7 protein-coding genes are annotated in these 12,233 nt (G+C 62.0%); 4 read left to right on the top strand and 3 right to left on the bottom strand.

Translation table 11 applies throughout. The features are described 5' to 3' along the window. Nucleotides 1–13: 13 nt before the first annotated feature. The 4 genes from kdgD (at nt 14) to DXT88_RS08910 (ending at nt 7,364) form a co-directional block, all read left to right on the top strand. Nucleotides 14–928 carry a 5-dehydro-4-deoxyglucarate dehydratase gene (gene kdgD, locus DXT88_RS08925; protein WP_265212807.1) on the top strand — a complete coding sequence of 305 codons (915 nt, stop codon included), beginning with the start codon at nt 14–16 and terminating at the stop codon, nt 926–928. Nucleotides 929–1,036: 108 nt separating this feature from the next. Next, nucleotides 1,037–2,473 carry an aldehyde dehydrogenase family protein gene (locus DXT88_RS08920; RefSeq protein WP_265212805.1) on the top strand — a complete coding sequence of 479 codons (1,437 nt, stop codon included), beginning with the start codon at nt 1,037–1,039 and terminating at the stop codon, nt 2,471–2,473. Between the two features lie 363 nt (nt 2,474–2,836). Continuing rightward, entirely contained in the window at nt 2,837–4,507 is a 1,671-nt protein-coding gene (locus DXT88_RS08915; protein ID WP_265212803.1) for a methyl-accepting chemotaxis protein, read from the top strand. A 220-nt stretch (nt 4,508–4,727) separates the two neighbouring features. After that, complete coding sequence (locus tag DXT88_RS08910) at nt 4,728–7,364, top strand: 2-oxoglutarate dehydrogenase E1 component (RefSeq protein WP_265212801.1); 2,637 nt, start codon at nt 4,728–4,730, stop codon at nt 7,362–7,364. A 57-nt stretch (nt 7,365–7,421) separates the two neighbouring features. Here the strand turns inward: DXT88_RS08910 and DXT88_RS08905 are convergent, their stop codons facing one another. From DXT88_RS08905 to garD, 3 genes are all read right to left on the bottom strand, one after another. Then, complete coding sequence (locus tag DXT88_RS08905) at nt 7,422–9,185, bottom strand: methyl-accepting chemotaxis protein (RefSeq protein ID WP_265212799.1); 1,764 nt, start codon at nt 9,183–9,185, stop codon at nt 7,422–7,424. A gap of 211 nt (nt 9,186–9,396) precedes the next feature. Beyond that, on the bottom strand, nt 9,397–10,440 hold the full coding sequence (locus DXT88_RS08900; protein ID WP_265214112.1) for a lactonase family protein: 1,044 nt from the start codon (nt 10,438–10,440) through the stop codon (nt 9,397–9,399). Between the two features lie 131 nt (nt 10,441–10,571). Then, nucleotides 10,572–12,152: a galactarate dehydratase gene (gene garD / locus DXT88_RS08895; RefSeq protein WP_265212798.1), complete on the bottom strand. Its 1,581-nt coding sequence runs from the start codon at nt 12,150–12,152 to the stop codon at nt 10,572–10,574. Between the last annotated feature and the right edge of the window lie 81 nt (nt 12,153–12,233).

Here is a 12,233-nt window from a genome sequence, read left to right as displayed (position 1 = left end):
CTACGACACCGACATGTACACACCACAAGACCTGAAACAAATCCTCTCCGCCGGCCTGCTCTCTTTCCCGCTGACCGACTTCGACGAGCAAGGCGACTTCCGTCCGAAGACCTATATCGAGCGCCTGGAATGGCTGGCTCCCTACGGCGCCAGCGCGCTGTTCGCGGCAGGCGGCACGGGTGAGTTCTTTTCGCTGGTGCCGGGTGAATATTCGGACATCATCCGCACCGCCGTGGATACCTGCAAAGGCAAGGTGCCGATCATCGCCGGCGCCGGCGGCGCCACCCGCGCAGCCATCGGCTACGCCCAGGAAGCCGAACGCCTCGGCGCCCACGGCATCCTGCTGATGCCGCATTACCTGACTGAAGCCAGCCAGGAAGGCATTGCCGAACACGTCGAAGCCGTCTGCAAATCGGTCAAGTTCGGCGTCATCATCTATAACCGCGGCGTCTGCCGACTCAACGCCGACATGCTGGAACGCCTGGCCGACCGCTGCCCGAACCTGATCGGCTTCAAGGACGGTGTCGGTGAAATCGAATCCATGGTCACCATCCGCCGCCGCCTCGGCGACCGCTTCACCTACCTCGGCGGCTTGCCGACCGCGGAAGTCTATGCGGCCGCTTACAAGGCGCTGGGCGTGCCGGTCTACTCCTCAGCCGTGTTCAACTTCATCCCCAAGACCGCGATGGACTTCTACCACGCGATCGCCAGGGAAGACCACGCCACCGTCGGCAAGCTGATCGACGATTTCTTCCTGCCTTACCTGGCCATCCGGAACCGCAAGGCCGGTTACGCAGTCAGTATCGTCAAGGCCGGCGCGCGTGTCGTCGGACACGATGCAGGTCCGGTGCGCACCCCGCTGACCGCCTGCACGGAAGCGGAACACGAAGAACTGGCCGCACTGATCAAGCGCCTCGGCCCCCAGTAAATGCATAGAAGTCTTTTCACCCATAAGAAGTAACCAAGCCAGAACTGACCGCCGGAATTTTCCCGCGGTCAGTTTTGGCTTCCATGCTTCCACTTTCAGGAGAACACCATGTCCCAGTTTGCGAATTACATCAACGGCGAATGGCTGCAAGGCGCCAGCGTCAACAAGAACATCAACCCGTCCGACCTGTCCGACATCGTCGGCGAATACGCGCAAGCCGACGCCGCGCAAGCCGACATCGCCATTGCGGCCGCCCACGCCGCTTTCCCTGCCTGGAGCACCGGCAACATCCAGGCGCGTTCGGATGCGCTCGACAAGATCGGTTCGGAAATCCTGGCGCGCAAGGAAGAACTCGGCCGCCTGCTTTCGCGCGAAGAAGGCAAGACGCTGGCCGAAGGCATCGGCGAAGCCGGCCGCGCCGGCAACATCTTCAAGTTCTTCGCCGCCGAAGTGCTGCGCATCCAGGGCCAGAAACTGGCATCGGTGCGTCCCGGCCTGGACATCGAAATCACGCGCGAACCGGTCGGTGTAGTGGGCATCATCGCGCCGTGGAATTTCCCGATGGCGATCCCTGCGTGGAAGATCGCACCGGCGCTGGCCTACGGCAACACCGTCGTCTTCAAACCGGCTGAACTGGTGCCGGGCAGCGCCTGGGCGATTGCCGACATCATCAGCCGCTCCGGCATCCCGGCCGGCGTGTTCAACCTGGTCATGGGCCGCGGTTCAGTCGTCGGCCAGCGCTTCATCGACGACCGCCGCGTCACTGCCCTCACCTTCACCGGTTCGGTCTCGACCGGCAACCGCGTGGCGCAAGGCTGTATCGCGCGCATGGCGAAGTTCCAGCTCGAAATGGGCGGCAAGAATCCGCTGGTGGTGCTCAACGACGCCGACCTCAGCGTCGCCGTCGCGGCGGCCGTGCAAGGCGCGTTCTTCTCGACCGGCCAGCGCTGCACCGCGTCGAGCCGCATCATCGTCGAAAAGGATATCTACCCGCGCTTCATCGAAGCGGCGCGCGCCCAGTTGGCCGGCCTCAAGATCGGTCACGCGCTGACCGCAGACACCAACATCGGTCCGGTGGTCGATCAGTCGCAACTGGATCAGAACCTGTCGTACATTGAAATCGGCAAGAAGGAAGGCGCCAACCTGGTGTTCGGCGGCGAGCGCGTCAAGCGCGACACCGACGGCTTCTACATGACGCCGGCGTTGTTCGCCGACTGCAACAACGACATGCGCATTTCGCGCGAAGAAATTTTCGGCCCGGTGGCCTCGGTGATCCCTGCCGACAACTACGAGCACGCGCTGCAACTGGCCAACGACACCGAGTTCGGCCTGTCGTCGGGCATCTGCACCACCTCGCTGAAGCACGCCACCCACTTCAAGCGCCACGCACAAGCCGGCATGGTGATGGTCAACACGGCCACCGCCGGCGTCGACTATCACGTGCCGTTCGGCGGCCGCAAGGCATCGAGCTACGGTCCGCGTGAACAAGGCGCGTACGCCGCCGAGTTCTACACCGCCGTGAAGACTTCGTACACTGCTGCGTAAAGCCGGCAGACGACGAACCGATCCTTACCTCAACAGGTATCCACAACTGCCGGCAACGGCAGTTTCAGCGCCGGAGCATCCGCTCCGGCGTTTTTTTTTGCGCGCGCGGAAACGCGCACGACAACCTACTGACCATAAGGTATCTGAGTGGCTACTCAGACTGTCAATGGACAGAAAAACATCAGAAATATCCCTATAGAGTCGCCCTGGTTTCCTCCCTATATTTCTTCCATTCATTGCCCGCAGCCACTTTTACAAGGTGCTGGACTTTGGATCCCCATGCATGACCAAGCCCGCTTGTCCGCACGCCCATAACCCAGCGCAAGCACGTAATGATTGAAACCCGCCATAGAGGAGCAGTAAATGAAAATCTCCAATCTCAACATAGGAGTCCGTCTCAGTTTGGCGTTCGCGCTGGTCGTTGCGTTGCTGATCGGTACGGCGCTCGTCGGCATCCGGCATCTTGACGCCAACAATGAAAAAATGGACCGCATCGTCGGCGAGCGCTATTCGCTGATTTCCATCAGCAACCAGATCAAGAACAACGGCAACAAAGGCAACGCCATCCTCAGCAACCTGCTGCTGACAAGCTCGCCCGAGCGCGCCAAGAAATACATGGACGACTACGCCGCCCTGCGCAAAACCAATGCCGAGGCTTACGCCAAATTTGAAAAAATGCTGCAAAACGAACAGAGCAAGCAGTTGTTCAAGCAACAGTTCGAATCGCGCGCGGCCTACGGCGTGACGGTGCGCAAATTCTTCGAACTGATTGCGGAGAACAAACAGCAGGAGGCGCGCGACATTTACCAGGGCGACATGGCCCGCACCCAAGCCGCCTATTACGTATTGGTCGACAAGATGGTCGACTACCAGGCGCACGAAATGGAAAACGACGTCCTCAACGCAGCCGAACAGGCGCGTAACGCCAAGATCCAGATGGCCATCCTGTCGGCTTGCGCGGTGCTGCTGTCGATCGTCACCGGCGTGTTCATCACCCGCACGATCACGCGACCGATCAACCGCGCCGTCGACCTGGCGGAAGCGGTGGCGCAAGGCAATCTGACGCATCATCTGGAAATCGACAGCAAGGATGAAATCGGCCGCTTGCTTGTGGCCCTCAAATTCATGATCGAAAACCTGCATGGCATTGTCGCCAAAGTGCGCAAAGGCACGGATACCATTGCCGAAGCTTCTCGCGAGGTCGCCAGCGGCAACATGGACCTGTCCACGCGCACCGAGCAACAGGCGAGCTCGCTGGAAGAAACCGCCTCGGCGATGGAACAATTGACCTCCGCGGTCAGGCAGAACGCCGACAATGCACGTCAGGCCAACCAGCTTGCATCCAACGCGTCCGCCGTCGCGATCAAGGGCGGCGATGCCGTCGGCCAGGTGGTCGACACCATGACCGCCATCAACACGTCGTCGCGCAAGATCGTCGATATCATCGGCGTGATCGACGGCATCGCCTTCCAGACCAACATCCTCGCCCTCAACGCCGCAGTGGAAGCCGCGCGCGCCGGGGAACACGGCCGCGGCTTCGCCGTGGTCGCCAGCGAAGTGCGCAACCTGGCGCAGCGCAGCGCCGTCGCCGCCAAGGAAATCAAGACGCTGATCGATCACTCCGTCAACCAGGTCGGCAACGGCAGCAAGATGGTCGAACAAGCCGGTCAAACCATCCAGGACGTCGTCAACAGCATCCGTCACGTCACGGACATCGTTGCAGAAATCAGTTCTTCCAGCCAGGAACAGAGCGACGGCATCGAACAGATCAATCAGGCCATTACGCAAATGGATCAAGTCACCCAGGAAAATGCTGCACTGGTCGAACAAAGCGCGGCCGCAGCGCAAGCGTTGCAAGACCAGACCGGCCAACTGACCGACATGGTCAGCACCTTCACGCTCCACGGCGACCAGCTGCCGGCTACGGCAACCGCGCCCGGCGGCGGATCGCGCCGCTCCGTCGATATCACGGCGAAGCCGTCGCGGCTGGGCGCCGTCAAAACGCCGGAGCTCGCGTTCACCGCATCAACGTAAGGAAACCGCCTCAACAGGAAGAAGCAAACGGGGCGCAGCCACATGGACAGTTTGCGACTGCAATTGAAATGGCAGTCGCAGCTGCAGCGCTCCAGCGATCAAGCTGCTTGCCGCAAAATGCCGCGCGTTGGCCCGCCTCATGCCGAAAACCACGAGGCACGGTCGCGACGGTTGGAATGGAGCAGCAATTTCCCCAACAATATTTCTCCTAGCCCCGACCATGTCAAACAACTATCCTGAACACCTCGCGCTGGAACGTTTCTCCTTCCTCCCCGACCGCGAACCTGCGGCTGCCGATGCCGCCGCGCTGTCGTCGTGGTACATCGCACAGTTCATCGAGGCGCACCGCAACCTCGGCCATCGCATGGCTCGTCTCGACCCACTCGCCATCGCCGCACCCGACGTTACGCCGACACCACGGGAACTGACGCCGGAATTCTACGGCCTCGCCCCGGCCATGGCGCGCCCGTCGGGCAGCACGGTATTTCCGGCGGCTTCGACGGTGCAACAACTCGACCGTCAATTGAAAGAAGTCTACTGCGGCGCCTTTGCACTGGACTGCAGCGGCATACGCGACGAATCGCGGCGAGCCTGGCTGTTCTCCCGGATGGAAGCCTCTTCGTCGACCCTGCCTTCCGCCGCGCAGCGCCAGACGATTTTGCGCCGACTGCTCACGGCGGAAGTGTGGGAGCGCCACCTTGCCGCCACCGCGCCGCATGCCAAACGTTTCTCGATGGAAGGCTGCGAAAGCCTGTTGCCGCTGATGGACATGCTGATCGAGAACGCCGCGCAACATGGCGTACAGCAAATGTTCCTCGGGCTGCCTCATCGCGGCAGGTTGAACATGCTGGTCAATCTGATGGATTTCCCGGTGCAGCATATCCTCGCCTGCCTCAACCACGATTCTCCCGAGGCGATCAGCCAGAACGACCTTCCCTTCCATCTCGGCGGGAGCGCCTTGAAACAGACCAGCAAGGGCGAGGTCAGCGTTTTCCTGGCGCACAACCCTTCACACCTGCAAAGCGTCTATCCGGTCGTCAGCGGCATGGCGCGCGCCTTCCAGGACGACAATCCGGAATCCGGATGCGTGCCGGTCATGGTGCATGGCGACGCCGCGTTCGCCGGTCAGGGCATCGTCATGGAAACCCTGAACCTGACCCGCGCCCAAGGCTATACGCTGGGCGGCACAGTCCATATCATCGTCAACAACCAAATCGCCTTCACCACGTCCAACGCCATGGATGTGGCTGGCAATCTCTACTGCACCGATATCGGCCGCCTGGTCGATGCGCCGGTGATCCGCGTCAATGCCGATCATCCCGACGACCTTGTCCGCGCTGCCGCCATCGCCTTTGAATACCGCATGAAGTATGGCGCCGACGTCATCATCGACCTGATCGGCTATCGCCGCCTCGGACATTCCGAACATGACATCCCGGCCCTTACCCATCCGCGTCTGCAGGCAGCGATCGCACGCCATCCGCCGGTCACCGAGCTCTACCATGCGTGCCTGGCCCGCGAAGCCGCAAGGACGAGCACATCAATCTCTCTCGACAGCTTGCGCACCGACATATTGCGGAGCGTGCTGACGAGTTCGCCGCACGGCAAGGCTGCCATGCAGATGCTACCGGCGATCGACGACAACGCCGCAAGTCTCTTTTCCCAACCGCCGTCGCTTGAGCGCTTGCAAACACTGGCGGCAATCATCACCACGCCGCCGGAAGACTTCAAGGCGCACAACGTCATTCGGCAACTGATCCAGAAATGGCAAGCCGGCGCTGCCGACGCGCGCAATCCGGTCGACTGGTGCTTCGCGGAAAACCTCGCCTGCGCCTCGCTGCTGGGCGACGGCGTCGACATACGCCTGTCCGGCCTCGACGTCGGCCACGGCACCTTCATGCATCGCCATGCCCGCTGGTTTGCGCAGGACGATATCGGCCACCACGCGGGCGAGGCGTTCATCCCGCTCGACCATATCGGCGCCGGCCAGGGCCGTTTCGATATTGTCAATTCGCCGCTGACCGAAGAAGCCGTGCTCGGATTCGAATATGGCTACAGCGTTCAGGCGCAACGCCGGCTGACCATCTGGGAGGCGCAGTTCGGCGACTTCGTCAATGGCGCCCAGGTGATCGTCGACCAGTACATCGCGCCCGGTGAACACAAATGGGGATATCGCTCGGGCCTGACCATGCTGCTGCCGCATGGCCAGGAAGGCGCGGGGCCGGAACATTCGACCGCTTACCTGGGACGCTTCCTGCAACTCTGCGCAGACCGCAACATGCGCATCGCGTTTCCGTCGACCTCGGCGCAGTGGTTCCATCTGCTGCGCCAGCAAGCCGTGGCGGAGGACCCCAAACCCTTGGTCGTGATGTCGCCCAAGTCGCACCTCTATGGCAACCCGCGGTCCCATTCGTCGCTGCAAGAAATGACCGAAGGCGGATTCAAGCCGCTGCTGGCCGATCGTGACGTCACCGACTCCACTGCAGTGGAACGCGTCATTCTGTGCAGCGGCAAGTTCTTCTACGACATCGACGCGGCCCGAAACGAAGCGCACGACGCCCGCACCGCGGTCATCCGTATCGAACAGCTGTACCCGTTCCCGCAGGACGCGCTGGCCGAGGCGCTGGCAGCTTTTCCTCATTTGTCCGAAGTGGTCTGGGCGCAAGAAGAAGACAAAAATCAGGGAGCGTGGCGCTTCGTGCGCGATGCCCTGGAAGAAAGTCTGCCAACGGGCATCGCCTTGCGCAACGTGTGCCGTACCGCTACGGCTGCGGGAGCGCACTCGTCATTGAGGCGCCACCAGCAAGAACAGCGCCGGCTGGTGGCCGAAGCGCTGGGAGGGAAGCAACAGGCCTAGAAGAAACGGCAGCGACGGCCGGATATCAGGCCATCGCTGCGGCAACTGACATGCAGATCAGAACTGTTCCCAGTCGTCGTCGGAAGTCGGCGAAAGCTTGGGCGCAGTCTTCGGTGTCGCGGGCTTGGCCAACGCCGGACGGACGCCGACGGAAGGTGCCGGCGCTGGCGCGGCCGCGCCAACCGCTGCAGTTTTCTTCACAGTCGTCAATTTTTCTGCCGCTCGCTGCGTCGGCACGGCGGATCCATGCAGCGGCCCGGCCGCCGTGTGGGCTTCCATCCGGAAAATACTGACCGCCTCGGCCAGCGTCACCGCCTGCGTCTGCAGCGACTGCGCCGCAGCGGCGGCTTCTTCCACCAGCGCGGCATTCTGCTGCGTCACTTCATCCATCTGCGCAATGGCGCGGTTGACCTGTGCAATACCGTCGCTCTGTTCACGGCTGGCCGAACTGATCTCGCCGACAATGTCGGTGACGCGCCGCACGCTGCCGACGACTTCGCCCATCGTTAAGCCGGCTTGCTCGACCAGGCGGCTGCCCGATTCCACCTTGTCGACCGAATCGGTAATCAGTTGCTTGATCTCTTTCGCCGCCGCGGCCGAACGTTGCGCCAGGCTGCGTACTTCCGATGCCACCACGGCAAAGCCACGGCCCTGCTCACCGGCGCGGGCTGCCTCCACTGCGGCGTTCAGGGCAAGGATGTTGGTCTGGAACGCGATACCGTCGATCACGCTGATGATGTCGACGATCTTCTTGGACGAGTCGTTGATCGCGGTCATGGTGTCGACCACCTGCGCCACTACCTCACCGCCCTTGACTGCCGTCTCGGACGCCGAATGCGCCAGCTGGTTGGCCTGCTGGGCGTTCTCCGCATTCTGCTTGACGGTGCCCGTCAATTGCTCCATCGACGCGGCGGTCTCTTCGAGCGAGCTGGCCTGGGTCTCGGTACGCGACGACAGGTCGAGATTGCCGGCGGCGATTTCCTGCGCGCCGGTATTGATGATGTCGGTGCTGCTGCGCACACGCGCCACAGTGCTCAGCAGACCTTGCTGCATGCTGCGGATGGAAGCGAACAGGCGGCCGATTTCATTACGGCCCGGTTCGCTGATCTTCATCGTCAGGTCGCCGCCGGCAACCTGGTCGAGCAAAGCCACCGCGCGGTTGAGCGGCGTCAGCACGATGCCGCGCAACAGGAAGTGCACCCCCAGAACAAGGATCAGCGCCGCAACCAGGCCGGCAGCCACCAGCCACACCACCATGTGGTATTCCCGGTCGCGCTGGGCGACGATGTCTTCGGAGATATCCTTGGTCAGCTTCTGGAATTTCTCCAGCTGCGTTGAAAAGTTGGCGCCTCGCGACGTGATGTCGCGGCTGTTGATCTCGACATAAGCGTTGGTGTCATTGGCGCGCAAGGCGTCGGCGGCCTTGTTGAGCACGTCCGAAAGCTGCCTGCCGGCATTGACCAGATCCGCCTTGAGCTTGTCGTCCTGGCCCTTGAACGGCGCCGCCTTGTCGAACTCGTCGAGCAACTTGAGGGTGCGATCGTAGCTGGCCTGCGCACTCTTCAACGCGGAATTCTTGACCTCCTGGTCGTTCTGCTCCTTCAACGCGCTATAGCCGCGCGTCAGTGCGGCACGGGTGCGCGTGGTGTCCTTGTAGGCGTCGTTGATGGTCAGCGCGCGCGAGGCGACGTCGTGCACCGTCACGGTAGATTCATTGGCGCGGCCCAGCGCAAACACGCCGACGGCGGCGCCGAACACGATCATGGCGGCAAACAGCGCCAGTGCGCTCATCAGACTGAAACGAACGGTGATGTTCCGCATTCTTCACTCCCATTGATATTCTAGTTTTCGATGCACGCAGACGTGCCCTGCGCAATCTTAGAGCAAGGACAAACGCCGGAGTCGATTTATGCACGTTTTTTTGAGCAACATCAAAATGCGACATTGCCGGATCGACAATTTTCCTGCGCCAATGCAAAATCCCCCGCTCGGCATGACCGGCGAGGGATTTCCCAAAGTGAAGCGCAGCGTCTCAAGGCAACGCGATGATTTCCACCCAATTCGGATTGCTGCCCAAGCCATAGTGCCGCAAAGGCGTCAGCGCCCCGGTTTTCGGGTTGATGGCATAGCTGGTCAGGCCGTTCGATTTTTGTCCCGCCGCGAGCAGGTACTTGCCTTGCGGATCGATGTTGAATCCGCGCGGCTGGGTCTCGGTGGCGAAGTTGCCGATGGTGGTCAGTTCGCCGGTGCCGGCGTTGACACGGTAAGCAGTCAATGTACTGGACGTGCGTTCGGAGGCATAAAGGAAGCGGCCGTCCGGCGTCAGGTGGATATCGGCAGCAGCTGGCGCACCGCCCTTGAATCCCGGCGGCACGGCCGAGACGCTGCCCTTCAGCTTCAGCGTACCTTGCGCGGCATCATAGGAATAGGTGCTTACCGTGCCGTCGAGCTCGTTGGTGGCAAACACATAGCGCAGGTTCGGATGAAACACAAAGTGACGCGGACCGGCGCCGGCTTTCGTCGCGACGGATGGCGGCGTATTGGGCGTCAGCTTGCCGGTCGCAGCGTCGAATTTGAATTGCAGGATGACGTCGCTGCCGAGGTTGGAGGCGAAGACGAATCTGTTCTTCGGATCGCTGCCGACGGCGTGGGCATTCTTGCCCGTGTTGATGACGGTGGCCGGCTCCTGCACCAGGCCGGCGGAGCTGATCGGATTGACCGAAATCTTGTGTCCGGTATAGGACGCGGCAAACAGGAAACGACCGGTCTTGTCGGTCGCCAGGTTCGCCATGTTGTCGGCCAGCGGCGCCGTGGACAACGCCTTCAGTTTTCCGCTCTGCTGATCGACCGCAAAGGTGGTGACCGAATACGGCTGCGAGCGCAAAGAGGCGTACAGGCGACGATGATCGGGACTGAACGCCAGCGGCATCACCGTGCCGCCGGCCGGTACTTGTTCAACCAGGTCCAGGCTGCCATCCTTGTTCAGTTGCAAGACCGAGATGTCCTTGCTGTCGGCATTGGACACGTACACCATCGTTGCTGCGTTGGCGCCGATGCCTAGCGCACAGCCCAGCATGACTGCGCCGGCCCTTCGTGCATATGTTGCAAATTCCATAACTTCCTCCCGTTGATGAAAAATGCTCCCGCTATCGAAGACGCGGGAGCTTGTAGTTTTTTGTGTTTGCCGTTCGAAGAAAGCCGAATGAATCAGGTGATCGGCGCCGGGTTGAACAGCGTCAGCGCGTTGTGCAGCTTCCACTTCTCGGCCCAGGTCTGCTTGCGGCCGCTGGCGACATCCAGCATCAGCTGGAACAGCTCCCAGCCGACGTCGGCAATCGTCGCTTCGCCGCTGGCGATGCGGCCGGCGTTGACGTCCATCAGGTCGTGCCAGCGGCGCGCCAGGTCATTGCGCGTGGCGACCTTGATCACCGGCACGGCGGCCAGGCCATATGGCGTGCCGCGGCCGGTGGTGAAGATGTGCAGGTTCATGCCGGCCGCCAGTTGCAAGGTGCCGCAGACGAAATCGCTGGCCGGCGTGGCGGCGTAGATCAAACCCTTCTGCTTCAACTTGTCGCCGGGAGCCAGCACACCCGAGATCGGGCTGCTGCCGGACTTGACGATAGAGCCCATGGCCTTCTCGACGATATTGGCGAGGCCGCCCTTCTTGTTGCCCGGCGTGGTGTTGGCGCTGCGGTCGACGCCGCCTTTCTGCAGGTAATTGTCGTACCAGTCCATCTCGCGGATCATGGCCTGCGCGACCTCTTCGTTGACGGCGCGCGAGGTCAGCTGATCGATGCCGTCGCGTACTTCGGTGACTTCCGAAAACATCACCGCGGCGCCCGCGCGCACCAGCAGGTCGGTGGCAAAACCGACTACCGGATTGGCTGTCACGCCCGAGAACGCATCGCTGCCGCCGCACTGGACGCCGACCACCAGATCGGAGGCCGGGCACGTCACGCGACGACGCTTGTCGAGTTCCTGCAGGCGCGCTTCGGCCATCTTCAGGATGGAATCGATCATCGAGTTGAAGCCGACGTGCTCCGCATCCTGCAGGCAAACCACGTAAGCTTCGCCTTCCTTGTGGATGGGGATGATGCTTTCCGGCAGCAGGCGATTCGGCTGCAGTTTTTCGCAACCAAGGCTGACCACCATGGCCTGGCCGCCGAAGTTCGGATTGAGGCTGATGTTGCGCAATGTGCGGATCGGGATGTCGGCGTTGGGCGCATCGATGGCGACGCCGCAGCCGTAGGTGTGTTCCAGCGCCACCACGTCTTCGACATTGGGATACTTCGGCAGCAGCTCCTGGCGGATGCGCCTGACCGCATGCTCGACCACGCCGGCAACGCATTGCACGGTGGTGGTGATCGCCAGCAGGTTGCGCGTGCCGACCGAACCGTCGGCGTTGCGATAGCCCTCGAAGGTATAGCCTTCCAGCGGCACCGATGCCAGCGCGGGCGCCTTGCGCGTGGCGATCGGCAGGTTGTCGAGCTCGCGTGCCGGGGGCAGCGTCACCACCGACTCTTCGATCCAGCTGCCCCTGGCGATATCGCGCGCGGCGTAGCCGATGGCGACGTCGTAGCGGATGATCGCCGCGCCCTGCGGAATATCGCGCAGGGCGATCTTGTGGCCTTGCGGCACCTGGCTGATCAGCGTGAGGCCATCCGGGAACACGGTGCCGGCCGGCAGGCCGCGGTCGTTGACGACGATGGCGACGTTGTCGTTCTCGTGCATCAGGATGTAGCGTGGAATATTGGTGTTGCTGGCTTGGGTGGCTGTTTCGGCGCTCATGGCGAATCCATTGACAACATGCTGCGGGTTAAACAACGCTGCCGGGACGCAGAGGGTCCCGGCAGCGTGGGTTTTGTCGAT

Origin of the sequence: Herbaspirillum lusitanum (assembly GCF_026127345.1) — a bacterium.
GTDB lineage: Bacteria > Pseudomonadota > Gammaproteobacteria > Burkholderiales > Burkholderiaceae_D > Herbaspirillum > Herbaspirillum lusitanum.
The sequence above is the reverse complement of the archived record's forward strand: the minus strand, read 5'-3'. Positions and strand labels throughout refer to the sequence as shown.